Source organism: Roseibium litorale, from assembly GCF_014842915.1.
GTDB lineage: Bacteria > Pseudomonadota > Alphaproteobacteria > Rhizobiales > Stappiaceae > Roseibium > Roseibium litorale.
Genome location: NZ_JACYXI010000007.1, coordinates 25,520 through 51,269, shown reverse-complemented (window position 1 = coordinate 51,269; position 25,750 = coordinate 25,520). Strand labels below are relative to the sequence as shown.

At 59.6% G+C, this 25,750-nt stretch carries 25 protein-coding genes; 12 read left to right on the top strand and 13 right to left on the bottom strand.

From position 1 onward, the window contains the following. Nucleotides 1-8 precede the first annotated feature (8 nt). The 3 genes from IG616_RS11945 to IG616_RS11935 form a co-directional block, all read right to left on the bottom strand. On the bottom strand, nt 9-416 hold the full coding sequence (locus IG616_RS11945; protein ID WP_192148402.1) for an MAPEG family protein: 408 nt from the start codon (nt 414-416) through the stop codon (nt 9-11). Nucleotides 417-431: 15 nt separating this feature from the next. After that, on the bottom strand, nt 432-1,826 hold the full coding sequence (locus IG616_RS11940; RefSeq protein WP_192148401.1) for an L-serine ammonia-lyase: 1,395 nt from the start codon (nt 1,824-1,826) through the stop codon (nt 432-434). An 81-nt stretch (nt 1,827-1,907) separates the two neighbouring features. Then, nucleotides 1,908-2,612 (bottom strand): GntR family transcriptional regulator, encoded by a 705-nt coding sequence (locus IG616_RS11935; RefSeq protein ID WP_192148400.1) that lies wholly within the window; start codon nt 2,610-2,612, stop codon nt 1,908-1,910. Between the two features lie 183 nt (nt 2,613-2,795). Between IG616_RS11935 and kynU the strand changes: the two genes are divergently transcribed. The 8 genes from kynU to IG616_RS11895 all read left to right on the top strand — a co-directional run bounded on the left by kynU (nt 2,796) and on the right by IG616_RS11895 (nt 10,171). Beyond that, entirely contained in the window at nt 2,796-4,007 is a 1,212-nt protein-coding gene (kynU, locus tag IG616_RS11930) for a kynureninase (RefSeq protein ID WP_192148399.1), read from the top strand. 10 nt (nt 4,008-4,017) lie between these two features. After that, nucleotides 4,018-4,854 carry a tryptophan 2,3-dioxygenase gene (gene kynA, locus IG616_RS11925; protein WP_192148588.1) on the top strand — a complete coding sequence of 279 codons (837 nt, stop codon included), beginning with the start codon at nt 4,018-4,020 and terminating at the stop codon, nt 4,852-4,854. Then, entirely contained in the window at nt 4,851-5,507 is a 657-nt protein-coding gene (gene kynB, locus IG616_RS11920) for an arylformamidase (RefSeq protein ID WP_192148398.1), read from the top strand. The genes kynA and kynB overlap by 4 nt, the downstream gene beginning before the upstream one ends. 35 nt (nt 5,508-5,542) lie before the next feature. Further along, nucleotides 5,543-6,313 (top strand): ABC transporter ATP-binding protein, encoded by a 771-nt coding sequence (locus IG616_RS11915; protein ID WP_192148397.1) that lies wholly within the window; start codon nt 5,543-5,545, stop codon nt 6,311-6,313. Beyond that, nucleotides 6,310-7,017, top strand: a complete 708-nt coding sequence (locus IG616_RS11910; RefSeq protein WP_192148396.1) for an ABC transporter ATP-binding protein — start codon at nt 6,310-6,312, stop codon at nt 7,015-7,017. Before IG616_RS11915 ends, IG616_RS11910 begins: the two co-directional genes overlap by 4 nt. Nucleotides 7,018-7,026: 9 nt before the next feature. Further along, nucleotides 7,027-7,899, top strand: a complete 873-nt coding sequence (locus IG616_RS11905) for a branched-chain amino acid ABC transporter permease (protein WP_192148395.1) — start codon at nt 7,027-7,029, stop codon at nt 7,897-7,899. A 12-nt stretch (nt 7,900-7,911) separates the two neighbouring features. Then, complete coding sequence (locus IG616_RS11900) at nt 7,912-8,880, top strand: branched-chain amino acid ABC transporter permease (RefSeq protein ID WP_192148394.1); 969 nt, start codon at nt 7,912-7,914, stop codon at nt 8,878-8,880. A gap of 88 nt (nt 8,881-8,968) precedes the next feature. Continuing rightward, the gene (locus IG616_RS11895; RefSeq protein WP_192148393.1) at nt 8,969-10,171 is read left to right on the top strand and encodes an ABC transporter substrate-binding protein; all 1,203 of its coding nucleotides are present in this window, start codon (nt 8,969-8,971) and stop codon (nt 10,169-10,171) included. Between the two features lie 531 nt (nt 10,172-10,702). Here the strand turns inward: IG616_RS11895 and hemP are convergent. The 8 genes from hemP to betI form a co-directional block, all read right to left on the bottom strand. Beyond that, complete coding sequence (hemP, locus tag IG616_RS11890) at nt 10,703-10,897, bottom strand: hemin uptake protein HemP (RefSeq protein ID WP_192148392.1); 195 nt, start codon at nt 10,895-10,897, stop codon at nt 10,703-10,705. Between the two features lie 391 nt (nt 10,898-11,288). Beyond that, nucleotides 11,289-11,750, bottom strand: a complete 462-nt coding sequence (gene rirA / locus IG616_RS11885; RefSeq protein ID WP_192148391.1) for an iron-responsive transcriptional regulator RirA — start codon at nt 11,748-11,750, stop codon at nt 11,289-11,291. Between the two features lie 109 nt (nt 11,751-11,859). Further along, entirely contained in the window at nt 11,860-13,452 is a 1,593-nt protein-coding gene (locus IG616_RS11880; protein ID WP_192148587.1) for a glycoside hydrolase family 43 protein, read from the bottom strand. Between the two features lie 98 nt (nt 13,453-13,550). Beyond that, nucleotides 13,551-14,588 (bottom strand): LacI family DNA-binding transcriptional regulator, encoded by a 1,038-nt coding sequence (locus IG616_RS11875; protein ID WP_192148390.1) that lies wholly within the window; start codon nt 14,586-14,588, stop codon nt 13,551-13,553. A gap of 97 nt (nt 14,589-14,685) precedes the next feature. Further along, nucleotides 14,686-15,864 (bottom strand): BaiN/RdsA family NAD(P)/FAD-dependent oxidoreductase, encoded by a 1,179-nt coding sequence (locus tag IG616_RS11870; RefSeq protein ID WP_192148389.1) that lies wholly within the window; start codon nt 15,862-15,864, stop codon nt 14,686-14,688. An 84-nt stretch (nt 15,865-15,948) separates the two neighbouring features. Further along, on the bottom strand, nt 15,949-17,412 hold the full coding sequence (betB, locus tag IG616_RS11865) for a betaine-aldehyde dehydrogenase (protein ID WP_192148388.1): 1,464 nt from the start codon (nt 17,410-17,412) through the stop codon (nt 15,949-15,951). Between the two features lie 44 nt (nt 17,413-17,456). Continuing rightward, nucleotides 17,457-19,115, bottom strand: a complete 1,659-nt coding sequence (gene betA, locus IG616_RS11860) for a choline dehydrogenase (protein WP_192148387.1) — start codon at nt 19,113-19,115, stop codon at nt 17,457-17,459. Next, a complete protein-coding gene (betI, locus tag IG616_RS11855; RefSeq protein ID WP_192148386.1) occupies nt 19,112-19,741 on the bottom strand; it encodes a transcriptional regulator BetI in 630 nt (209 codons plus the stop codon). The genes betA and betI overlap by 4 nt, the downstream gene beginning before the upstream one ends. Nucleotides 19,742-19,988: 247 nt before the next feature. Here betI and IG616_RS11850 point away from each other — a divergent pair, with 247 nt between their 5' ends. From IG616_RS11850 to IG616_RS11835, 4 genes are all read left to right on the top strand, one after another. Then, on the top strand, nt 19,989-20,927 hold the full coding sequence (locus tag IG616_RS11850; RefSeq protein ID WP_192148385.1) for a choline ABC transporter substrate-binding protein: 939 nt from the start codon (nt 19,989-19,991) through the stop codon (nt 20,925-20,927). Nucleotides 20,928-21,032: 105 nt separating this feature from the next. Beyond that, complete coding sequence (choW, locus tag IG616_RS11845) at nt 21,033-21,878, top strand: choline ABC transporter permease subunit (RefSeq protein ID WP_192148384.1); 846 nt, start codon at nt 21,033-21,035, stop codon at nt 21,876-21,878. Further along, nucleotides 21,878-22,906, top strand: coding sequence for a choline ABC transporter ATP-binding protein (gene choV, locus IG616_RS11840; protein WP_192148383.1), 1,029 nt, complete (start codon nt 21,878-21,880; stop codon nt 22,904-22,906). Before choW ends, choV begins: the two co-directional genes overlap by 1 nt. Before the next feature lie 162 nt (nt 22,907-23,068). Further along, nucleotides 23,069-23,803 (top strand): gamma-glutamylcyclotransferase, encoded by a 735-nt coding sequence (locus IG616_RS11835; RefSeq protein WP_192148382.1) that lies wholly within the window; start codon nt 23,069-23,071, stop codon nt 23,801-23,803. Here the strand turns inward: IG616_RS11835 and IG616_RS11830 are convergent. Both IG616_RS11830 and IG616_RS11825 read right to left on the bottom strand, forming a co-directional pair. Continuing rightward, nucleotides 23,800-24,297, bottom strand: coding sequence for a DUF4405 domain-containing protein (locus IG616_RS11830; protein ID WP_192148381.1), 498 nt, complete (start codon nt 24,295-24,297; stop codon nt 23,800-23,802). The two genes, IG616_RS11835 and IG616_RS11830, sit on opposite strands and share 4 nt — an antisense overlap. 213 nt (nt 24,298-24,510) lie before the next feature. Next, on the bottom strand, nt 24,511-25,674 hold the full coding sequence (locus tag IG616_RS11825) for an iron-containing alcohol dehydrogenase (protein WP_192148380.1): 1,164 nt from the start codon (nt 25,672-25,674) through the stop codon (nt 24,511-24,513). Nucleotides 25,675-25,750: the final 76 nt, after the last annotated feature.

Below are 25,750 nucleotides of genomic sequence, written 5' to 3'. Positions count from 1 at the left end.
AAAGAGGGTCAGCCTGCGAAGTTCATCATCAGAAAATAATAGACGATGTTGAGCAGGCCGCCGACGATGAGGACGGCAAAGGTTAGAAGCATGCCATAGGTGCGCATGGTCAAGGATTCTGGCTCCCGGCCCACGCCCAGAGCATGCAGAATACGGCCCGCAACCAGAGCGGCGCCAAGCGCATGGGTCGCCCAGACCAGCACGATCTGCAACTCCGTAAAGAGCATGAGCAAGAGACACAGCGGCACATATTCGGCGAAGTTACCGTGCACCCGTTGCTGGCGGAGTAACTGTTCGTTGCCCTTGTCCCCGATGCTGATCCAGAACTTGCGCCTCAGGGCGACGACCCGGATTGCAAGGTAGACGTAGATTAAGGCCAGGATACCCGCATAAAGTGGGGTTACGATAAACGGCATGCGCCCGTCAGCTCCTCAGCATTCAACGATATTGACGGCAAGACCGCCTGTTGAGGTCTCTTTGTATTGGTCGCGCATGTCAAGACCGGTCTGGCGCATGGTCTCAATGCAGCCATCCAGAGGGACGAAGTGGCTGCCATCACCGCGCAGCGCCAGAGAGGCTGCTGTGACCGCCTTGACCGCTCCGACCGCGTTGCGCTCGATACAGGGCACCTGTACCAGTCCGCCGATCGGGTCGCATGTCATGCCGAGATGATGCTCCAGCGCGATTTCTGCGGCGTTCTCGATCTGCTCATTGGTGCCGCCAAGCGCCGCGCAAAGGCCCGCTGCAGCCATGGCCGAGGCGGACCCCACTTCGCCCTGACAGCCGACCTCTGCTCCGGAAATGGAGGCGTTGGCCTTGATGATCCCGCCGATTGCGGAAGCGGTCAGGAGAAAGGTGCGGATGCCTTCGGCATTGGCGTCAGGGCAATGATCGAGATAATAACGGGCGACCGCCGGGATCACGCCAGCAGCTCCATTGGTCGGTGCTGTCACCACGCGTCCTCCAGCCGCATTTTCCTCATTCACTGCCATGGCATAGACTCCGAGCCAGTCCATGACGGTGTGCTCGAAAGGCGGCGAGGTGCGTCCTTCACGGATGAGTTTCTGATAAATCTCGCCAGCCCGCCGCTTGACTTTCAGCCCGCCGGGCAGAATGCCGGTGGAGGAAATGCCCCGGTTGATGCAACTGTCCATGGCCGCCCAGACGCGGTCAATGCGGCCTTCGACCTCCTTGGCAGATGAGGACGCTGCCTCGTTCTCCAGTTTCATGCGGGCAATGCTCTTACCTGACTCCCGGCCCATAGCCAGCATCTGCTTCGCACTGGCGAAGGGATAGGGCACGTCCTGGTTCTTCAAATCCTCTTTGAGATTGCGGGTGTTGGAGTATTCCGCTTCGCTCACCACGAACCCGCCTCCGATCGAATAATAGACGAACTGGTCGAGTTCCTCTCCGTCCTGGCCGAGAAGGCGGCAGGTCATACCGTTGGAATGGAGCGCCAGAGCGGGGCCATAATCGAAGATCAGATCCTTGTCAGGATCAAAGGCGATTTGCGGCAGGCCGTCCGGCTGGATCGAGCGCTTTTCCCGCAACTCCTCCATCATGCCAGTCACCGCATCCGGATCGAGCGTGTCGGGCCGCGCTCCCATAGCGCCCAGAAAGATGGCCTGATCCGTAGCGTGTCCCTTGCCTGTAAACGCAAGAGAACCGTGAAGGGTCACGCTCAGCCGAAGACCTTTTTGATCTGTCAAACCGGGGAAACCTGCGAGCCGTTCCAGGTAGCGCCGGATGGCAATCATGGGGCCGACCGTGTGGGAGCTGGAGGGGCCGATACCGATCTTGAAGATGTCGAAGACACTGATGAACATGAAGATCCCGGAGCGCTGTCTGTCACATGACAGGCATGATCATGCCCCGGATTTATCCTGGCGTCATCCTCCGCCTTCAGGCTACGCATCCGGCCACAGGACCTCGTAGACGGCGAGGGAAAAGCCGATGTGCTCGCGCATCAGCTCCTGCGCCCTTGCGGCATCGCGCGAGAGAGCCGCAGTCATAAGGGCGGTGTGGTGATCAATGCCCAGTGTTTGCTCAAACACCTTTGCCACGTCGCCACCTTCGGGGCCCTGCAGCCGTTCGATGATGCTTGGACTGTGCAGCATGAAAAAGTGATGGCGCCGTTGCTGATCAGCGGTCTGCTGGGCCAAATGGCTGAGCCAGGGAGCATCTGCTCCCGCCGTCAGCGCTCTGTGAAAGGCGTCGTGCCGTTCTTCCCAAATCAGGCTTTCCGGTGTCAGGGCTCCAGGCGTGTTGGGTGAGACTTGCTCCAGCAGGTGGTGGGCTGCAATCAGGGCGGCCTCCCATTCGTCTCCGCCACGGCTCATGGCCCGGGCGAGCAGAGTTGTCTCTATTGCCTCCCGTGCGACCTGAAGATCCTTGAGACCTGCCAGGGAGACCGGCGCGACACGGTATCCCTTGTTGGCCTCGAACCGCACGAGATGTTCGCTTTCCAGCCTTGGCAAAGCCTCCCGCAGCGGGGTCCAGCCAAACCCGTACTTGGCCTTCAAACCGGAGATGGCGAGAGCGGAACCGGGCGCAAGCTCGCAATCCAGGATGGCTTTGCGCAAGGTGGTGTATGCGGAGCTGGTTTGGGACATTCGGCAGGCAGGCTTTCAATAATATCTAATAGCGTAGATTATATATAATCCTTGTGAATACGAAGATCCATTGTTAGTCTCGGTTCGAAAGTTGAGGCCTCAAACAAATTTGAAAACCTCGCTCTGGTTAGCCTGCCAGTTTCTGGCAGAAAGGGAACCGATAAATCAGGAGTTCCAAACGTGGTGCACCAACTCGATTCCGGCGACGTCCTCGCGTCAAAGCGCGAGGCTTTTGATCTGCCGGAAGGTGTTATTTATCTGGACGGCAATTCGCTCGGCGTATTGCCGGCTCATGTTCCAGCGCGGATGGCTGAGGTCATCAAGGGCCAGTGGGGCAAGAGCCTCGTTCGCGGCTGGAATGATCACGACTGGATTGATCTGCCGCAGCGTGTCGGCGCACGGATTGGCCGCCTGATCGGCGCCGCGCCCGGAACGGTCGTTGCGGGGGACAGCACGTCCATCAATGTCTTCAAGGTGCTTTCGGCCGCTCTGGCCCTGCGTCCGGATCGCAAGGTCATCCTCTCGGACAACGGCAACTTCCCGACGGACCTTTACGTGGCCAGCGGTCTCGCACACATTCTGGATGCTGGCCATGAGCTTCGCATTGTCGCTCCGGAAGACGTGGAGGCTGCGATTGGCGAAGATGTTGCGGTGATGATGATCACCGAGGTCGACTACAAGACTGGCCGCCGCCATGACATGAAGGCCTTGACCGCGAAGGCACACGAGCAAGGTGTGATCGCAATCTGGGACCTAGCCCACTCCGCGGGAGCTGTTCCGGTTGATCTGGATGGCTCGGAAGCAGATTTCGCAGTTGGCTGCGGTTACAAATACCTGAACGGCGGGCCGGGTGCGCCCGCGTTTCTCTATGTGGCCGAGCGCCATCACGGTGCGTTGCGTCCGGCCCTGACCGGCTGGATGGGGCATGACGCACCCTTCGCCTTCGATCTCGACTACCGCCCGGCAACGGGCATCGACCGTATGCGCGTCGGCACACCACCGATCCTGTCGATGAGCGCATTGGATGCGGCGCTCGACGTTTTTGATGACGTCGACATGGAGACGGTTCATCGCAAGTCAGTGTCCCTGTGTGACCTTTTCATCCGTGAAGTCGAGAGCCGGTGTCCCGAGCTGGAGCTCGCAACGCCGCGCAACCCGGCTGAGCGTGGAAGCCATGTATCCTTCCGCTTTCAAGATGGTTATGCCCTGATGCAGGCGCTCATCGCAGAAGGGGTGATCGGGGATTTCCGGGCGCCGGACATCGTCCGCTTCGGTTTCACGCCGCTTTATCTCTCCCATGGAGATGTCGTGCGAGCGGCGGAAATTCTGGAGGGAATTCTTCGGAACAAGACCTGGATGCGGGATGAGTTCAAGAAAAAGCTGAAGGTGACCTGAAATGTCCGACATGGTGAAGCCATACGATCCGGCTGATGAAGGCGCGCAGATGACCTTCGATCAGCGCATGTCCTATGGCGACTATCTGTCCCTGGACAAGGTGCTGGAGGCTCAAGCGCCCCTGTCGGATGCGCATGACGAGCTGCTGTTCATTGTGCAGCACCAGACATCCGAACTCTGGATGAAGCTGGCCTTGCATGAAATGACGGCTGCCAAGGCGGCCATCGCTGCGGGAAACCTGCCTCCAGCTTTCAAGATGCTGAGCCGCACGGCGCGGATCTTCGAACAACTCAATTCCGCCTGGGATGTTCTGCGCACCATGACGCCGAGCGACTACACAACGTTCCGCGAAGCGCTGGGCCAGTCTTCCGGTTTCCAGTCCTACCAGTACCGGGCGATTGAATTCCTGGCGGGCAACAAGAATGCGGCCATGCTGCGCCCGCACGCCCACGTGCCGAAAATTCACGACTGGCTGGTCGGCCTGAAGAACCAGACCAGCATCTACGATGAGGCTATTGCGCTCTTGGCCCGGTCAGGTCTTGAGATTGATGCTGCGGTTCTTTCGCGCGATCACTCCGAGGCCTATCAGGCAAATGAAAGCGTGCGGAACGCCTGGCTGACAGTCTACCGCGATCCGCATACGCACTGGCCGCTTTATGAACTGGCCGAGAAGCTTGTAGACTTCGAGGACTATTTCCGCCGATGGCGGTTCAACCATGTCACCACGGTGGAGCGCGTCATCGGCTTCAAGCGGGGCACAGGCGGCACAAGCGGCGTAACATATCTCCGCCGCATGCTGGAGGTGGTTCTCTTCCCCGAACTCTGGGACCTGAGGGCGGATCTATGAGCAAGCTGATTGATATCACACCGCCGGTTCGAGCGGGCATGGCTGTCTTTCCCGGCGATGCGCCTTGCGAGGTGATGCAGACCTTTGCAATCGGCCCGGAATGTCCGGTGAATGTGACTGAGATTTCCTTTTCCACCCATTGCGGGGCCCATGCGGATGCGCCGCTACACTATGATGAAAAGGGTGTTTCGATCGATCAACTGGACCTCAACGACTTCATTGGTCCCGCGCGTGTGATCGACGCCAGGGGGCAGGGGGCGCTGTGCCTGCCGGAGGAGATTGCCGGACAGTTGCAGGGTGCGCCGCAGCGTGTTCTGCTGCGGCTGGAGGAAGAGCTTGATCCGATGGTCTGGCCGGAGGGCTTCCGCTCGCTGGCGCCTGAAACGGTCGAGTTGCTGGTTGCGTCGGGCGTGCGCCTGGTTGGCGTGGATGTGCCGTCAGTTGATCCGGAAACCTCGAAGGATCTGCCCTCGCATATGGCCGCAAGACGCGCGGACTTGCGGATTCTTGAGAATCTGGTACTCGCGGGCGTCGAACCCGGGGACTATGAACTCATAGCACTGCCGCTGAAGCTTGAAGGGCTCGATGCTGCTCCTGTGCGAGCTGTATTAAGACCATTTGATTCTGCTGGGGGCGGCCGGCCGGGGCAATAAAAAGAAAGGCCGGGGGACGGCCGCAAGGAGCATAAATGCTGGAACTCGACCAGCTCGTGATGGACTTCAGCGGCTTCAGGGCCGTGAATGGATGTTCCTTCAATGTCGGGCAGGGCAGTATCACGGCCTTGATAGGCCCGAACGGTGCCGGAAAGACCACGCTTTTCAATCTGATCGCTGGGGCTCTCAAGCCGACCGGCGGTACGATCCGCTTCCTCGGCGAAGATGTGACAGGTGCGTCCAGTGACGTGCTGTTCCACAAGGGGCTGGTGCGCACGTTCCAGATTCCGCACGAATTTCACCGTCTCACGGTTCTGGAAAACCTGATGATGGTGCCGCCGGGGCAGCCTGGCGAGAATCTCTTTTCCAACTGGCTGTCCTGGGGCAGCGTCAAGCGCCATGAGGCGGACGTGGAGCGCAAGGCGTGGGAAACGCTGGAGTTCCTGGAGCTGGCCCATGTTGCGGGCCAGCGGGCAGGCGAACTCTCCGGCGGGCAGAAGAAGCTGCTGGAACTCGGCCGCACCATGATGACCGATGCGAAGCTGGTGCTGCTCGATGAACCGGCTGCCGGCGTCAACCGCACCCTGTTGCGCAAGCTGGAAGAAAAGATCCTGATCCTGAACCGGGAGCGCGGATACACGTTCATCCTGATTGAGCACGACATGGAAATGATCGAGAAGCTCTGTCATCCGGTGGTCTGCATGGCCGAGGGACGTGTGCTGATCCAGGGTGATTTCCAGACCGTGCGCTCCGACGCCCGCGTGCTCGAAGCCTATCTCGGCGAAACGGCGGGAGATGCGGCATGACCCCGTTGCTTTCCATGAAGAACGTTCGCGGCGGCTATGGGGATGCGGATATCCTCCATGGCGTCTCGATTGACGTTGCCAGTGACGAGATTGTCGTGATCGTCGGCCCCAATGGGGCGGGTAAGTCCACGGCCATGAAGTCGGTCTTCGGCCTTTTGACCCTGCGTGGCGGCTCGATCCTTTTTGACGGTGACGAGATCCTCAACTGGGCGCCGAACCGGATCGTCCAGCGGGGCATCTGCTATGTGCCGCAGGTCGACAACATCTTCCGGGAGATGTCGATCCACGAGAACCTGGAGATGGGCGCCTTCCTCAAAAAGGGCGATCTGTCTGCTGCCTATGACCGGGTCTATGAGCTGTTTCCCGATCTGAAGGAGCGCCGCAAGACGATGGCAGGCAGCCTGTCCGGCGGTCAGCGCCAGATGGTGGCCATGGGCCGGGCCCTGATGCTTGATCCGAAGCTGCTGCTGCTGGACGAGCCGACCGCTGGCCTGTCGCCGAAGTACATGGAGCAGATCTTCCAGATCTGCCGTGATGTGCGGGCAACGGGCGTTGCGATCCTGCTCGTCGAGCAGCATGCGAAACAGGCACTGGCATTTGCCGACCGCGGCTATGTTCTGGCGTCGGGCCAGAACCGGCACGAAGGCACGGGCGCCGAACTTCTGGCAGACCGTGAAGTCGCCGAAATGTTCCTCGGCGGATGAGGACCAGATATGACCTTCCTTGAACTTGTGAATTTCTATCTCATTCCGGGTCTGGTGCTCGGGTCGATTTATGCTCTGGGCGCTGTGGGGATCACGCTGGTCTTTGCGATCCTGCGCTATGCGCATCTGGCACAGGGCGATCTCGCGACCCTCGGGGCCTTTGTCGCGCTGGCCGTGGTGACCGGTCTGGGTATCCCGCCACTCGCGGCTCTTCCCGTCGCGATGATTTTCACGGCGGCGGTCGCCGTCGGCATCGACAAGGTGTTCTACGAGCATCTGCGCGAGCGGCCAAAGATCGTAACGGTGATGGCCTCTCTCGGCATCGCGCTGATGGTCCGCTCGGTCGTGCAGGTCATCTGGGGCGTGGATGCGGAAAGCTATGTGCGCGGTATCGTCCGTCCGCAGACCTATTTCGGCCTGCGGGTGAAGGACCGTGAAATCTACACGGTGCTCTTCATGCTGTTCCTCGTGGGCGGCCTGATGCTGTTCCTGGCCCGGTCCAAGTGGGGCAAGGCCATGCGCGCCATGTCCGACAATCCAAATCTGGCCCTGCTCTCCGGCATCGACAACCGCAAGGTCGTGATGCTCACCTGGATCATCGCAGGCGGTCTTTGTGCGGCCTCTGGCGTGTTCCTCGGCATCAACACCGAGATCAAGTCCATGATGGGCTGGAACATGCTGCTGCCGATGTTCGCCGCCGCTATTCTGGGCGGGGTTGGCCGGGTCGAGGGCGCGGTTCTGGGTGGTCTTGTGGTCGGTGTTGCGGAAGAACTGTCGGTTCTGGTGCTGCCGAGCGAATACAAGGCGGCCATGGCCTTCGTCATCCTGTTGTTCATGCTGCTGGTGCGCCCGACGGGCCTGCTGCGCGGCAAGGTTCTTTAAGGAGGCACGGCGATGGAACTGATCGGTCTTGCCAACTACGCCCTGTTCATGGGCATCTTCATCGGCATTTATGCGCTTCTGGCGCTGGGGCTGAATATTCAATGGGGCTTTGCAGGCCTCTTCAACGCTGGGATCGCGGGTTTTTTCGCTGTTGGCGCCTATACCTCTGCCATCCTCACGTCGCCTCATGCGGACGGGCGGCTTGGAGGGTTTGAGATGCCGTTCTTCGTCGGCTGGGCTGGGGCCATGGTTGCCGCCGGGCTGATTGCCTGGCCGATTGGCAAGATCTGCCTGCGCTTCCGCTCGGATTATCTCGCGATCGCCACCATCGGCGTTGCGGAGATCATCCGGCTGGTGATCAAGTCCGAAGAGACGCTTACCAACAGCGCCCGCGGCATCACCAGCATCCCGCGTCCCTTCGGTGATCTGCCTTATGTGCAGTCCCAGGCAGCCTATCTGTCAATTGTCATCCTGTGTCTGGGTGTTTGCTATTTCCTGGTTCAGCGGCAGTTCAACGCGCCCTGGGGGCGGATGATGCGGGCGATTCGGGACAATGAACTGGCCGCCCGGGCCATGGGCAAGAACATCGAAGGGCGTCGTCTCGAAGCCTTCATGTTCGGGGCTGCATTGATGGGTCTTGGCGGAGCGCTATTTGCCCATTTCAACCGGTCGATCACGCCGGAGGCCATTGACCCGATGGTTGCGACCTTCCTCGTCTGGATCATGCTGATCCTGGGCGGGCAGGGGAACAACAAGGGCGCCATTCTCGGGGCTGCGGTTGTATGGATCATCTGGTCAATGTCCGAGATTGCAACCGACCAGCTTCCGGCCGAATATGCAATCAAGGCGAAATACATCCGCCTGTTCCTGATCGGCCTGATGCTGCAGCTGGTTCTGCGGTTCCGCCCGGAAGGCATTCTGCCGGAGCCGACGCGGGGCGAGAGCCGGCCTGCCCAGGAACCGGCACAGGAAAAAGACTGATGTTTCTTCCGGCGCAGCCAAATGCGCCGGACGGTCAACGACAAAGAGTTTCCCGGGCATCCGCCCGGCGATGAGTGGAGGTAGTTTTATGAAGTCCAAGTTCTTTGCGCTGGCAGGTGGCCTGCTTGCAGCAACGGCTCTGGCCGGTGCCCCGGCCCATGCCGACGTCAAGATCGGCCTGCTTGGCGGTGTCTCCGGCCCGATCGCGGCCATGGCTCCGGCCATGATCGATTCTGCTCAGCTTGCTTTCCAGCAGGTCAATGAGCAGGGCGGCGTTCTGGATGGTCAGAAGATCATCGGCGTCGTGGGCGACAGCGCCTGCAGCCCGCAGGGCGGCACCGATGCGGCCACCAAGGCTGTGAACATCGAAGGCGTAACCGCGATTGTCGGCCCGCATTGCTCGGGCGCCGTGCTGGCTGCTGCCGGTTCCGTGACCATTCCGGCTGGCGTCACCATCGTGACCCCGTCCGGCACCTCGCCGGAAATCACCGGCCTTGCCGACAATGACACCGTGTTCCGCACGGTTCCGTCCGACGACTTCCAGGGCCGTGCTCTGGCCCGTACCCTGAAGGCCGAAGGCTATTCGAAGGTTGCGGTTGCCTATATCAACAACGATTACGGCACGGGCCTTGCCAATGCCTTCAAGTCCGAGTTCGAAGCGCAGGGCGGCGAGATCGCAGGCTTTGCAGCCCATGAAGACGGCAAGGCTTCTTACCGGTCGAACCTCGCCGAACTGGCCGCTGGCGGCGCGGACACGCTGGTGATCTTCGACTACGGCGATGGCACCGGTCTTACCCTGCTGCGTCAGGCGCTGGAAAACGGCTTCTTCGAGAAGTTCATCGGCGGCGATGGCATGAAGTCCGATGCTCCGATCAAGGAACTCGGCGCTGAGAACCTCACCACCTTCTACGCCTCCTCTCCGGTTGGCGAGAAGTCTGATGCCCTGAACGTCTTCAACGACGCCTTCAAGGCTGCCGGCGGCGACCCGGATGCGATCTTCGTCACCACCTCCTACGACGCTGCCTTCCTGCTGGCTTTGGCCGTGGAAAAGGCCGGCGGCGACAAGGCAGGCATTCCGGCGGCTCTGCGCGCTGTCTCCAGCGGCGAAGGCGAAGCCATCCTGCCGGGCGAGTGGAAGAAGGCCAAGGAGCTGATCGCAGCTGGCAAGGCGATCGATTACAAGGGCGCCGCTGGCGATCTGAACTTCGATCAGGCAGGCGACGTTCCGGGCGCTTACTCCCTGTTCAAGGTTGGTGCGAACGGCTTTGAAGTCGTGACCGAAATGAAGTGATCAGGACCAGCGTTGTTCTGAAACGCGAAACCGGCGGCCAGAGACCGCCGGTTTTTTATTGAAATGAAGCTTATTTGCAGATCGCCCCGCGCTGTCCTGGCCTTAGGGTGTGGACCCATAAATTTGCAGGTAATGGCGCGTCAACTGGCACCGAAAGGCAAGGCGAGTGGCGAAAAGCGGGCTTTTTGCCCGGTTGAGACGCTCAACGCCGCCTTTCACAGCCAGTTGCGCGTCCGGCAAGGATTTGGCGAATTCGTCCGGCTACAGCGTTGCAAGCCTTTGAAAGCCATAAGGCTTCCTGCAGCCTTGCGCCTTGTATCCAAACAAATTCGCTCAAACCATTGCCTCCAAATTTATGAGTCCACACCCTAAGCCGGGACCTGTTTTAGGGAGCATCGCAATTTGCCGGAGAAAATGAAATCCCGGATCTTCGCTGCGCTTCGTCCGGGAAGGCGCGGCGGGTGGTTTTTTTGAACACCCAATGGTGTTCATGGTCCCCCATTTGGACGAGACCAAGCTCCACGGTTTTACTCACTTCGTCAAAATCAGCTTGCCCAGCTTGGTGATCGTCAGGCGGTAGGTCTCTTCATTGTGCTGGATCTTCAGCTCGCGTTTGCCCCTGAACAGCGATTTGGTATCAAGAACCAGGTCCTTTGACCCTTCTTCCTGAGAGGACCCCGGCCGGTTCAGGGACAGGGTCAGCTTGTCACGCCGTATGTTGGACATCTGCATTTCTCGAGCCTTCAGTCGCTAGTTTGGAATGATTTTGAACTTGAGTATGAAACTCAACATTTATTGTTGACACTGATACTCAAGTTTAAGTATGAAGGCAATGCCTGATCTGCAGCGGTTCGGAAATCGCGTCCTCCGGATCCCTGCAGCGGGCTAGCCCAGTGCTAGAATGTCCGGCAAGCCAACCGCCCTCTCCTCTCCCTCAGCGGTCAGCCAGCCAGGCCATTTCACAGGGCACGCGACGTGGTCGCGGCAAACACCACGACAGTAACAAAAAGCCCCGGTGCCGATGGCGCCGGGGCTTTTTTTGATAATCAGATCGGAAAGTCAGAACGCACTGAAGCACCGGCTGGCCTGACCCGGGCCGGTGTTTCAGTCCAATGCGTCAGCTGGCGGCAGCGACCGGAAACTTCTCGTCGATCTTCAGCAGATGGCGAAGGGACGGGCGGTCCTCGGACAGGTCGCCAATGGTCTTGGTGTCGAGCACGTCCATAAAGGCTTCCAGAGCCTCATGAAGGATGCCGTTGAAGCCGCAAGAGGTGATCAGTGGGCAGTCGGTCCGGCCCGAATCGAAACATTCGGCCAGAAGGAAGCTTTCCTCCGCAGCCCGGACAACTTCACCGACGGTGATCGTCTCAGGCGGCCGGGCAAGCATTACCCCGCCGTTCCGGCCACGAATAGTCTTGATCAGATTTGCATCGACCAGAACCTTCATGATCTTGAACAGGTGGGTTTCAGACATGTCGAAGCTGGCCGCGATATCCGCGACTTTGCTGGGACGCTCCGGGTTCGCGGCGCAGTACATCAGCGCACGAACCGCGTAATTGGTTTGTTGTGTCAGGCGCATGATCTAGATATGCGGTGTCCCGTCCCCCGCGTCAACGGGAATATGTGAGTTTTATAATCTGGTTTTCACGGAGGACGAAGCGTCAAACGGCAATTAGGTCATGATTCCGCTAGGGTAGATCCTGATAGGCGAAGTAATCAAAGTCCGCGACCCAGGCCTGTCCTGTCAGGTCCATGGCATGCATGCCGACAAAAGCGCCGGTAAAATTACCGTGTTCACCCCGCCCGGCTTCGTCCGAAAGGACCGTTGCGTCAAAAACGGGGCCGATGCGGGTCCAGCCGCCGCCATCCTCGGCATAGCTGAAACGCAGCGCCAGGCCTTCCGTTTCCACTCGCATGCGAACCGGTCCGCTTGAGGAAAGGGGAACAGGTGTATCGAGGGGGAAGGTGAGGTCGCCCGAGGGAAAGCTTCCGGGACAGGCCATCATGGTCAGGCATTTGCCGATTTTCTCGCCCCAGCTGACGGCCAGATAGAAGAACTGGAACCGGCCGTAATAGGCGATCAGCCCGGCTGTTTGCTGGAAGGTCTCCGGATCGCAATCGACGCTGGTTTCTGCCTGATAGTGATAATGGGTCTGTCGCCGGGCCACGAGCGCTTGCTCGAAATAGCTTCCAAGCGATTCCCGCCCGAAAAGCCGCAAGTGCCCCTTACGGGCGGTGTTGGAAAAGAGCCGCTTCGGTTCGGGAGAGCGCAGCCACTGAAACGCGGAAGGCAGTTTCCCGTCATCAAAGTCCTGCCGGACCGGCTCCGCCGGAAAGGGGTGGAGCGGCAAACCGGGGGCCTTGACGGTCTGCTGTGGTTCCAGCGGTGTGCCTTCAAGCCTCAGCCAGCCGTCTTCGCCCCAGACACATTTCTGGATCGCGGTTTCCCGTCCCATCTGGCAACGGTTCAGACCCGGCACCGGACGGCCCATGAGATGCACCAGATAGGTCTCCCCGGTCTGGGTCTCGACAATATCGCCATGGCCGGCCCGCTGGATAGGATTGTCCGGGAAGGTCAGGGAGGAAACCACGTGTTTGTCCGGATGCACCTCATAAGGGCCGGTCAGCCGTTTGGAGCGGGCAAGTGTGACCGCATGACGGTAGCCGGTGCCGCCTTCCGCGGTCAGCAGGTAATAGTAGCCGTTCCGTTTGTAGAGATGCGGTCCTTCCACCAGACCACGCTCCGTGCCCTTGAAGATGTTGCGCACCGGGCCCGTCAGGCGCTTTTCAACGGGGTCGTACTCCTGCAGCAAAATACCGGCAAAGGCGGTCGGCATCTTGCGCTGATCCCAGACCATGTTGACGAACCACTTGCGGCCATCATCGTCATGAAAAAGCGAAGGATCGAAGCCGGAGGAGTTCACCCGTACCGGATCGGACCAGGGGCCTTCGATGCGCGGGGCGGTCACAATATAGTTGTGCGTGTCCTTGAAGTTGCCCTCGTTGCGTTTCACATCCGTGTAGACCAGCCAGAACAAACCGTCCGCAAAGGTCAGGCAGGGGGCCCATATGCCGCAATTGTCCGGGTTGCCGCGCATGTCGAGCTGACTTGCCCGGGTGAGCGGCCGCGCGGCCAGCTGCCAGTTCACGAGATCCCGCGAATGGTGGATCTGCACTCCCGGAAACCATTCGAAGGTTGAGGTCGCGATGTAATAATCCTCACCAACCCTGCAGATCGATGGATCCGGATTGAAGCCGGGCAGGATCGGATTGCGAAGCATCTGAGGTGCGTTACTCATTTTTAGTCAGTTCCTCCCATCAGGGCGTTTGCCCTGCCGTTCTCCACAGCTTTTGCTGGATTGCCTTCCGGGAGCGCAGCTTAAGCGAGATCTGGAAGGTTGTCCTTCAGAAATATGTCGATGCCGATCCGCTCTTGGCCTTCGACGATCGGTGCGCCATCGCAAAGCGCCTTCAGAACCCGGATGGCACTGCGCACTTCATGGCCGGGATCCTGGGCAATCAGGGCATCCATCGTGCCGTTCTGAAGGGCGGTGCGGGTGTAGGGGGTCAGCTCATGACCAATGAAGGTCAGGCCAGCGCCCCTGCGGGTTTCTTCAATAGCCGCGATGAGGCCGCGGTTGCCTGCTCCGATGTTATAGAGCCCGGCCAGATCGGGGTGTTCCTTCAGCAGCTTTAGGGCAATATCGTGGTTCTTGCCGTTGTCGTCGCGGCCTTCCCGCACCTTCAATAGTTCCAGATGCGGGAACTCGTTATCGAGGACCTGAGTACAACCGGCATACCGGTCCGCGTGATCCCGCAGGCCGAGGGACCCGGCAATGAAGGCGATCTTGGCAGGCTCTTTGGGCAGAAACCGGCCGAGCAGGCGCCCGGCAACGCGGCCCGCAGCCACGTTGTCGATGCCGACGAAGTGTCGGCGGGTGGAGGCTGGGTGATCGGACACCAGCGTGACCACATGCACGCCGCGGTCTTGCAGCCGGTCGATGGCGGCCCTGACTTCCGGAAAAGACGGCGCGACCACGGCCACTCCATCGCACACCGACTTGTCCAGAACAGCAAGTGTTCCCGTGACGCGGTGGGCATCGAAGGCGTCGATGGGTTCAATGTGAACACTCACCCGTTCCCGCATCAACGTGGAGGCGAAATCGCGGGCTTCACGGCTCAGGTCTTCCATGAAGGCGTTGGGACCGTTCGGGATCAGAAAGTGCAAACGGTAGTTGCGTTTCTTCGCAAGCCCCGCAGCGAAGGCATCAGGCTCGTAGTTGAGGTCACGGACCGCGGCTTGCACCCGCTCTATAGTGACCTTGCGCACACCCGGACGGCCATTCAGGACCCGGTCCACGGTGGCAAGACTGACGCCTGCCTTATCGGCTACATCATGAATTGTAACCCGCCGCATGTTTCCTCCAGTTTTGGCGCAGTATAGCGCCAAAAGATGGGCGGTCATCATTTTGTGTGCAGGGCAGCAAATTAATGCTTACGGTCGGGTATCCAGATCAGATGGCCTGTCCCGCTGCCCAACCGGACGACCACGCCCATTGGAAGTTGAAGCCGCCGAGATGCCCCGTTACATCAACAACTTCCCCAATGAAGAAAAGGCCCGGCACCGACTTGGCTTCCATGGTCTTGGAGGAGAGTTCATCCGTGTCGACGCCGCCAAGCGCGACTTCCGCAGTGCGGTATCCTTCCGTGCCCGCAGGCAGCACCTGCCACCGGTTCACGTGGTCGGCTGCATGGCGAAGTTTCTTGTCGGACTGATCGGCAAGCCGTCCTGAGAAGTTGAACTCCTTCGAGAATTCTTCTGCGACCCGGGAAGGCAGAACCTGGGCGAGGGCGGTCTTGAGGTCCTGGCGCGGTGACTGGGTCCGGGCGTGTCTCAGGACCTCGAAGGCATCCACAGTGGGGTTGAGGTCAATGGTCAGCGGCTTGCCTTCCTGCCAATAGGACGAAATCTGCAGGATCGACGGGCCGGAAAGGCCTCTGTGGGTGAAGAGCAGGCCTTCCCGGAATTGTGTCTTGCCGAAAGTCACGAGTGCGTCGACCGACACGCCTGCGAGCCGCTGGCAAAGCGCCTTATTGGCATCCGAGAAGGTGAGAGGCACGAGACCGGCCCTTGGCGGAACGATCTTCAGGTCAAACTTGCGGGCAACCTCATAGCCGAACCCGGTTGCACCCATCTTCGGAATGGAAGGGCCACCGGTTGCGATCACGAGAGATTGGGCCGAGATGCCGCCGCTGCTGGTGGCGAGGTGAAACCGGCCGCCGGTTTTCTCTATGCTTGCAACGCTCGTCTCCAGTTGCAACTTGCCGCCTGCTGCTTCCAGCTCCCTGAGCAGCATGGAGATGATGTCCTGCGCGCTGTCGTCGCAAAAGAGCTGGCCAAGGGTCTTTTCGTGCCAGGGGATCCGGTGCCGGTCCACCATCGCAAGAAAATCATGCTGGGTGTAGCGCTTGAGCGCGGACACGCAGAACCGCGGGTTCTGGGAGAGGTAATTGGCCGGTGTCGCGTGCAGATTGGTGAAGTTGCACCGCCCGCCGCCGGAGATGCGGATCTTCCCGGCAGCCTTGCGGGCATGGTCGATGACCAGCACGCTCCGGCCGCGTTTGGCAGCTTCAATGGCGCACATGAGGCCGGCGGCCCCGGCGCCGATGATCAGGACATCAAGATTTCGCATGCTGCTGCTTATAGGGCCTGATGAAAAAGGCCGCGACAGCTTTTCTCAGCTGCGCGGCCCTGATTGGCAGGCAGATATGAGGGATCAAAAGGCAGCTTCGACGCCGCCCATTTCGACGTAGACACTCTTGATCTGGCTGTAGTGCTCGATCGCCGCGTGGCCGTTTTCGCGGCCAATGCCGGACTTCTTGGTGCCGCCGAACGGCATCTCCACCGGGGTGAGGTTGTAGGTGTTGATCCAGCAGGTGCCTGCCTGAAGCTTGGCGATGACCCGGTGGGCACGCTGAATGTCCTTGGTGAAGACACCGGCTGCGAGACCGAAAGGGGTGTCGTTCGCTCTCGGGATGACTTCCTCCTCGCTTTCGAAGGACAGGACGCACATCACCGGTCCGAAGATCTCCTCACGGGCAATGCGCATGTTGTCGGTGACATCGGCGAAGACGGTCGGTTCGATGAAAAGCCCGTCCTGGAAGTCCGGTACCGTGGCGGCTTTCCCGCCGCAGACAAGCCGCGCGCCTTCACCTTTGCCGAGGGAAATGTAGTGCAGCACCTTGTCGAACTGTTGCAGGGAAACGAGAGGTCCGATGTTGGTTTCCTCATTAAGCGGATCGCCCAGCTTCGCGTTGGCAATGCGCTCAGCCAGACGCTGCAAAAATCTCTCCCGGATGCCGCTTTGAACAAAGACGCGGGTGCCGTTGGAGCAGATCTGACCACTGGAATAGAAATTGGCGTTGATCGCGGCGGAAACCGCATTCTCCAGATCTGCGTCATCAAAGATGATCAGAGGAGACTTGCCGCCCAGTTCCATCGTGGTCTTTTTCAGGTGCTCACCGGCAAGAGCGGCAACCTTCGCACCGGTCGGCACTGACCCTGTGAGAGATACTTTTGCGATCTCAGGATGGGCAACAAGCTTTGCGCCCACGTCTCCAAAGCCCTGAATGACGTTGAAGACGCCATCCGGCAGGCCTGCTTCCGTGAAGATTTCAGCCAGCTTCAGGGCCGAAAGAGGGGTGACCTCGGACGGCTTGAAGATCATGGAGTTGCCGCAGGCAAGGGCCGGGGCAGCCTTCCAGGCCGCAATCTGGATCGGATAGTTCCAAGCTCCGATACCTGCGCAAACGCCCAGAGGTTCGCGGCGGGTGTAGGCGAAGGAGCCGCCAAGGTCGATGTGCTCGCCCGTCAGAGAAGACGCGAGAGCGCCGAAATAATCGAGGCATTCCGCACCGGAGGCGGCATCGGCCACAAGCGTTTCTTGCAGCGGCTTGCCGGTGTCTAGCGTTTCCAGAACGGACAGCTCGTGATTGCGCTCGCGCATTAGTCTCGCAGCGCGGCGCAGGACGCTTGCCCGTTCTGAGGGGGCTTTTGCGGCCCAGACTTTCTGGCCTTCCACCGCGGCAGTCACGGCTGCCTCGATGATGGCGTCGTCGGCGCTTTTCAGCGAGGCGATGGCTTCGCCGGTCGCTGGATAGATCGACGGGAAGGTTTCACCGGCTTCGCTTTCCACATAGCGGCCGCCGATGTAGTGAGAGGCGGTTGGTTGTGCACGCATGTCTGTCTCTCTTTTGTGTTCCGTTTGCGGGCTTCCGGGATTGCTCAGCGCTGGCTGGTTTCCCAGTCCGGGTTGATCCATGGCTGCGCATTGGAGCGCGGCAGCATGCCCTTGCCCAGAATGTGGTCGGCGGCCTTTTCACCGACCATAATCGAAGGGGCGTTCAGGTTGCCATTCGTGATTTGCGGGAAGATCGAACTGTCCGCAACTCTGAGGCCCTCAACCCCGATAACCCGGCATTCAGGATCTACCACCGCGGAAAGATCGTCTGCCGCTCCCATCTTGCAGGTCCCGCAAGGGTGATAGGCGCTTTCCACGTGCTCCTTGATGAAGCTGTTCAGGTCTTCGTCCGACTGAACAGCGGATCCAGGCTGGATCTCCTTGCCGCGGTAGGGCGTGAAGGCATCTTGACCAAAGATCTCGCGGGTCAGGCGGATGGCCGTGCGGAAGTCCGCCCAATCTTCTTCATGGGACATATAGTTGAAAAGGATCGACGGCTTGGATCGTGGATCCGCCGACGTCAGTTCCACCCGCCCGCGTGACTTCGACCGCATGGGGCCGACATGAGCCTGGAAGCCGTGCCCTTCCGCCGCTGCCTTGCCATCGTAACGCACTGCAAATGGCAGGAAGTGGTATTGGATGTCCGGGTACTGAACCCCGGCCTTTGACCGGATGAAGGCGCAGGATTCAAAGTGGTTGGACGCACCAAGCCCGCGTCCCTGAAGCAGCCACTGCAATCCGATCAGGCCCTTGGAAATCAGGTTCCAGTGCTTGTAGAGCGTAATGGGCTGGAGGCATGCCTGCTGAATATAAAGCTCCAAGTGATCCTGCAGGTTCTGTCCGACACCTGGCCGGTCTGCCAGCACCTCTATTCCATGGGACCTAAGATGTTCGGCAGGACCGATTCCTGACTGAAGCAGCAGCTTTGGCGAGTTAATGGATGAGGCGGCGAGAATGATTTCCCGGGCGGCCTTCACCGTCAGAACCTGACCGCCTGCCTCGTACTCAAGATCGCTTGCTCTCCGGCCTTCAAAAAGCACACGGCGGGCAAGGGCGCCCTTGATCAGCTGAAGGTTCTTACGCTTCAGGGCGGGCTTCAGATAGGCATTGGCGGCGGACCAGCGGCGGCCTTTGTAGACCGTCATCTCCATGTCGCCGAAGCCTTCCTGACGGGAGCCGTTGTAGTCGCCGGTCAGTCCATATCCGGCTTCCCGTCCGGCTGACTTGAAGGCCTCGTAAAGCGGGTTCCACTTGGTGCCGCGGGTGACATGCAAGGGGCCATTGGTGCCGCGCAAGCCAGCTTCGCCGCTGTGGCTTGTTTCCATGCGCTGGAAATAGGGCAGGACGTCCTGATAGGACCAGCCGGAAGCGCCCATGTCCTGCCAGGTGTCATAGTCAAGTGCATGACCGCGCACATAGACCATGCCGTTGATCGACGAGGAGCCGCCAATCACCTTGCCGCGTGGCGTCGCAAGCCGCCGTCCGCCCAGATAGGGTTCCGGCTCACTCTCAAAGCCCCAGTCATAGCGGGACATGTTCATCGGATAGGATAGGGCGGCGGGCATCTGAATGAAGGGGCCTGCGTCCGTGCCGCCATATTCCAGAAGAAGCACCCGGACAGCCGGGTCTTCCGACAGACGGTAGGCCAGGGTGCAACCTGCGGATCCGGCGCCCACGATGATGTAGTCGTAAATATCGGTCATTGGATCTTCCGGCTACCGGCGGTGCCATTTTCGGGGTTCTCGCCGGCATGCTGTCTGATTTGAGTTTCAACGTAGTCCTCGACCATGGCGATCGCGGTGTCGCGGTCGCTCGGGCCGTCGGACAGCGCCTGGCGGATCCAGGCGCCATCAATGATGGAGGCAGTGCCCTCTGCCACGCTCAAGGCCTGCTCGCGGCTCATAAAACTGCGCAGGTTGAACGTCAGATTGCTGCGCAGGCGTGAGGAATAAATCCTCAAGATGCGCTGGCTGCTGCGGGTGGTGCGGGCTTGAGCGTAAAAGGCCAGCCACGCGGCAATCACTGAAGGGCGGAACTGCGCCGGAGCAAAATTGCCATCGATGATGGCCGAAATCCGCTCACGTGGTGTTTCAGCCTTTGCAAGGCGCTGCCGGACTCCGTCGCTCAGATCCTTCAGCAAATGCCCCATTGTGGCGGCGAGAAGCTGATCCTTTGAGCCGAAATAGTGGTGGGCAAGCGCAGGGGAAACGCCAGCCCGCTTGGCGATCTGCGCCACGGTCACGTCACAGAAGCCCCGTTCGTGGATCGCATCCACCGTGGCTTCGATAAGGCTCTTCCGCCTGATGACTTCTATTCCAACTTTAGGCATTCCGCACTCCAACAACTTCGGGCAAGTTATTTTTGATTGACTGATCAATCAATAAAAAACTTGCAATCGTGGCTGCAAAATGTTTGCTTTGTCGGGAATTCAACGGTTGAGGCCGCCGCGAGGCGGTATGAAGCAGTCCCCGTTGCATGTTTCGGAGCGCTGGACTGTGCGGCTGTTGGTGTTGCTCTATATAAGCGCCATGCCTTGCTGGGCGTTCTGTGAAATTAGTTGAAAAGGAGGATCTTCCATGAACCTTGTTGCCAAAATGGCCACCGGTGTTGCGATGACATTCGCTCTGACTGCAGGGGCCTATGCGGCGGAACCTGAAAGCTGCCAGACCGTGCGGTTCTCTGATGTCGGCTGGACCGACATCACCGCCACCACTGCTGCAACTTCCGTTGTTCTCGAAGCTCTTGGCTACAAGACTGAAACGAAGATCCTGTCCGTGCCGGTTACTTACGCGTCGTTGAAAAATGGCGACATTGACGTCTTCCTGGGCAACTGGATGCCGACCATGGAAGGTGACATCAAAGCCTATCGTGAAGATGGCAGCGTGGAGACCGTCCGCGCCAACCTGCAGGGCGCGAAGTACACGCTGGCAGTTCCGAAATACACTTATGACAAGGGCCTCAAGACCTTTGCCGATATAGCGAAGTTCAAGGACGATCTGGACGGCAAAATCTACGGCATCGAGCCGGGCAATGACGGCAACCGTCTGATCCTCGATATGATTGAACAGGATGCCTTTGGCCTCAAGGGTTTCGACGTTGTTGAGTCCTCCGAGCAGGGCATGCTGGCTCAGGTTGCCCGCAACGAAAAGCGCCAGAAGGACATTGTCTTCCTTGGCTGGGAGCCGCATCCGATGAACGCCAATTTCGAGATGGCGTATCTGGATGGCGGTGACGACTTCTTCGGTCCGGATTATGGCGGTGCAACGGTCTACACCAATGTCCGCAAGGGCTATGCCGCCGAATGCCCGAATGTCGGCAAGCTGCTGGAAAATCTTGAGTTCACGCTGCCGATGGAAAACGAGATCATGGGCGCGATCCTCAATGACGGCGCAGATGGCAAGGCAGCTGCCCGTGAGTGGCTGAAGAAGCATCCGGACATTTACAGCGTCTGGCTCGATGGTGTCACCGCAACGGATGGCACCCCTGCTCTGGATGCCGTCAAGAAGGCACTCTGAGCCAAGTAACCCGCGCATCATTGCCGCGCCGGTTGCTTACCTCCGGCGCGGTTCTCCCGGCATCTGTTTAAGGTGCCGGACCAATACCTCTCTGGAGACCGAATTTTGGATTGGCTGATTGACCACAAGATCCCGATCGGCGCCTGGGCAAAGGCCCTGGTCGACTGGCTGACTGACAATGCCTACTGGGTGTTTGACGGCATATCTGTTGCCCTCGAAACCATGATCGATGGCATTCTGTTCCTGCTGCAGGCGCCGCATCCGCTCGTGATCGTCGCCATTGCCACCATCCTTGCTTATATCGTCCGGCGCAGCATTTCGTTTCCACTGTTCGTTGCTTTCTCCATGCTGCTGATCATCAATCAGGGCTATTGGAAGGAAACCACGGAAACGCTGGCGCTGGTGGTTGCCGCAAGTCTCGTCTGCATGATCATCGGCATTCCGGTTGGAGTTGCCGCTGCGCACCGGCCAAAGCTTTTCGCCGTGCTCCGGCCGATCCTTGATCTGATGCAGACCATTCCGACCTTTGTGTATCTCATTCCGGCTCTGATCCTGTTTGGTCTCGGTATGGTTCCAGGTCTCATCGCGACGGTCATTTTCGCCATTCCGGCCCCTATCCGTCTTACCCAGCTGGGCGTGTCCTCCACGCCGACGCATCTGCTGGAAGCCGGGCAGGCCTTTGGGGCGACCAAGTCGCAACTGCTCTGGAAGATCGAGTTGCCCTATGCGCTGCCGCAGATCATGGCGGGCCTGACCCAGACCATCATGCTGTCGCTCTCCATGGTCGTGATCGCCGCCCTTGTCGGCGCGGACGGTCTTGGCGTTCCAACCCTGCGCGCGCTGAACACGGTGAACATTGCCAAGGGTTTTGAAGTGGGCGTTGCCATCGTCCTGATTGCCATCGTTCTCGACCGGTTCTTCCGGGCCGAACCGGCAGGAGGGAACAAGTGATGACCAGACCAATCGTCAGTTTTAAGGACGTTGATATCGTTTTCGGTGAAAAGCCGGAAACAGCGCTCCCGATGATCGATAAGGGTGCGACACGCGAGGAAATTCAGGCTGAAACCGGCCAAACCCTCGGCGTCGCAGGTGCCAACTTTGACATTAACGAGGGCGAGGTGATCGTGCTCATGGGCCTGTCCGGATCGGGCAAGTCCACGCTGCTCAGAGCGGTGAACGGCCTTAACCCAGTCATCCGCGGCGCTGTTGAAGTGCGCGACGGAGACAGTGTGATCAATCCGGCGGCGTGTTCCACCGATGATCTCAGGGCCCTGCGCCGTCACCGTATTGCGATGGTTTTTCAGCAATTCGCTTTGCTTCCCTGGCGGACGGTTGCCGAGAATGTCGGTTTTGGTCTTGAGCTTGCCGGTGTCCGCGAGCGGGAGCGCCGGGCACGCGTCGAAGATCAGCTGAAACTGGTCGGGCTGGATGGCTGGGGCGAAAAGTATGTTCATGAGCTGTCAGGCGGCATGCAGCAGCGCGTTGGCCTTGCCCGCGCCTTTGCGACCGATGCGCCGATCCTGCTGATGGATGAGCCTTTCTCGGCCCTTGATCCTTTGATCCGCGACCGGCTGCAGGATGAGCTTCTGGACCTGCAGAAGAGCCTCAACCGCACCATCATCTTCGTCAGCCATGATCTGGACGAGGCCGCGAAGATCGGTTCCCGCATCGCCATCATGGAAGGTGGGCGTGTGATCCAGCTTGGAACGCCCCAGGAAATCGTCCGGCGCCCGGCCAATCCTTATGTGGCTGATTTTGTCGGACACATGAACCCGCTGAACGTGCTGCGCGCGAAAGACATTATGGCGGAGCTGAACAGTGACACCATTCCGTCGGATGCTGCGACCTGCGCTCCCGAAGCGCCGCTGCGCCAGGTGATCCGGCAAAAGCAGGAAATCGGCAACAGCATCTTCGTTGTCGGACCTTCCGGTCCTGTCGGGGTGATTACCGAAGCAGAGGTTCTTGCCTGTCTGTCTTGAGTGGACAGTGAAGGGTGACTTTGAACGCGCGGTCTGTTGTCGGCCGCGCGTTTTTTATTTTCCAGGCTTCCCGCTTGAGTTCGATTGCGCAGGTCCTAAGATTAGACAGCACAGCCACACTTGGCATTCGGACGCTGATTTCATTCAAGGACATTGCCGCAGGTGTTTGAAGATCCCTTCCGCCATCACCCCGCATTGCGCGGAAAAATCGTTCCTGCAGACCAGTCCACCTACAGAAACCGTGATTTCAGCGATTTGGACGAGCGCCTGAAAGAGAACGGGCTGCCTGTCAGCATGCGGCGGAGTGATGAGAACCGGGAGGCGTCCCGCCGCGAAACTCTTGCGGGCCGGGAAGGTCAGGACATGTGGGTTTTCGCCTACGGGTCGCTGATGTGGGAACCGGCGTTTCACTTTTCCGAAGTGCGGCGGGCGCATCTTGAGGGCTATCACCGGCGTTTCTGTCTGCGTTCCGAATTTGGGCGCGGAACGCCGGAGTGCCCAGGTCTTATGGCAGGTCTCGACAAAGGCGGAACCTGTGATGGTCTCGCCTTCCGCATACCGGCCGAGATCGCGGAGGAAGAGAGCCATTTCGTCTGGCGCAGGGAAATGCTCTTCTTCTCCTATGTTCCCGAGTTTCTGCCGGTCGGGACCGAGCAGGGAAGGGTGGAAGCCCTCTCCTTCGTGGTCAATCCCGGCAATCCGCTTCTGCTGCCGCCGATGAGCCTGGACGAGACCGCCCGCATCATTGCGCGGGCGGAGGGGCATTTGGGGCCGAACATCGACTATGTGGAGAAGCTGGCCAGCGCCTTTGAGCTCCTGAGCATAGAAGATGCCGAGCTGTTCGAGCTCCGGGACAAGGCGCGGGCTTATAAGTCCGCGCCGTCAGGACAGCCTTAAGGCTTCAGGCCGGCAAGGAAGACAGCCATGTCCCGGTCCGATTTGCCGTTGCTTGACGCGATGTCTGCCAAGCTCTGATCCGGTCCAGCTGGCGGCATTCCCGCGGCATTCAGCTTTGCCGTCAGCTCAGCGGTATCCAGTCCATAAAGGGGGGCGATCAGCGACACTGGAGCCGCCTGAACGGTGCGCAGGACCCCGACCAGAGGGTTGCCGCCACCTTCGTTCTCCGAGGGGATGAAGAACACAGCGGATGCAGCGACGGAAGCCGCCAGAGCAATCAGCATGGGCAGGCGTTTGAAGTAGCAAACGAAAGGCCGCCAGTTTTTCCAGATGTGCAGCACGAACGGGAGGATCAGCACCATGCTGAGCCATTCGTGCATGCCGTGGAAGGCAGCTGGGCCGAAGTGAAAGAAGAGGGCTATCCCGGAAATCAGGGAGACGAGAAACAGCCCTGTGGTGAAGGGAGTTGCATATTTTGAGAAGAATTTGGACATGGCTTGCGTCTCTGTTGCGTTCGATCTTCCGGGTATGCCCCGGGACACGTGCCCTGTCTTACGTAAAAGCCCATAAATTACAAAATATTACACTTTGTCTTTGCTTGGTTACGATTGCGCTGCCTCTGAGTTTGAGTTCAAGTGAAACAGGCTCCGCCTTGCCGGGCGAAGCCTGAATACATGTCATTTACTTTCAGGTTTTCCGGAGGTGCCTCAGACTTCGCCGCTCATCGCCTTGTCGAAGATGGCGAGCGCGCCGTCCTTGGTCAGCTCAACCGGATTGCCGCCTGCCGTCGGATCGACAATGGCCATTTCCGCAATCAGCTCGCGCTTGGCATCATCCACATTCAGGCCGGAGAGCGTGTGCGGCACGCCCAGATCTTCGCGCAGCTTGAGCACGGCGTCGAGCACACCCTGATAGCCGCCCTTGAAACCTAGGAACCCGGCAAGGCGCTCGAACTTCTGCTCAATGGCTGGCTTATTGAACTGCAGCACATAGGGCATGAACACGGCGTTGGTCATGCCATGGTGCGTGTCATAGAGCGCGCCGACCGGGTGGGACAGGGAGTGGATGGCGCCAAGGCCCTTCTGGAAGGCGACGGCGCCCATGGCCGCCGCGCTCATCAGATGGCCGCGGGCTTCCAGATCGGAACCGTCCGCAACGACCTTCGGCAGGTTTTCAAACACCAGCCGCATGCCTTCCAGCGCGATGCCTTCCGACATCGGGTGATAGAAGGGCGAGGAATAGGCTTCCAGGCAATGGGCCAGTGCGTCCATGCCGGTGCCAACGGTGATCATCCGGGGCATCTTGGCGGTGAGTTCCGGATCGCAGATCACCACGGCGGGCAGCATCTTCGGATGGAAGATCACCTTCTTGGTGTGGGTCGCCGAATTGGTGACCACACCGGCGCGGCCCACTTCCGAGCCGGTGCCTGCAGTGGTGGGAACGGCGACGATGGGGGCAATGCCTGCCGGATCGGCACGGGTCCACCAGTCACCGATGTCCTCGAAGTCCCAGATCGGGCGGGTCTGGCCGGACATGAAGGCAATCAGCTTGCCCGCATCAAGCCCCGAGCCACCTCCAAAGGCGATCACGCCGTCATGACCGCCGGCTTTATAGGCGGCAACACCGGCCTCGACGTTTTTGTCGATCGGGTTCGGCTTGACGTCTGAGAAAACAGCAGCGTCGAGACCCGCGGCCTTCAGACTTGCGATCGCGTCGGCCACCATCGGCAGGCCCGCCAGGCCGGGGTCCGTGACCAGGAGGGGCTTCTTCATGCCCGCAGCCTTCACGGCATCGGGCAGTTCCTTGATCCGGCCAACGCCGAAACGGACAGATGTGGGGTAGGACCAGTTGACGGAGGGAAGGGTGGTCATGGCGGTTCTCTTAATCAGCCAAGAGGGAAACGGTAAGGACTGAAACTTGTCCTGTGTCAGTTTGGGTGCTGCGGTT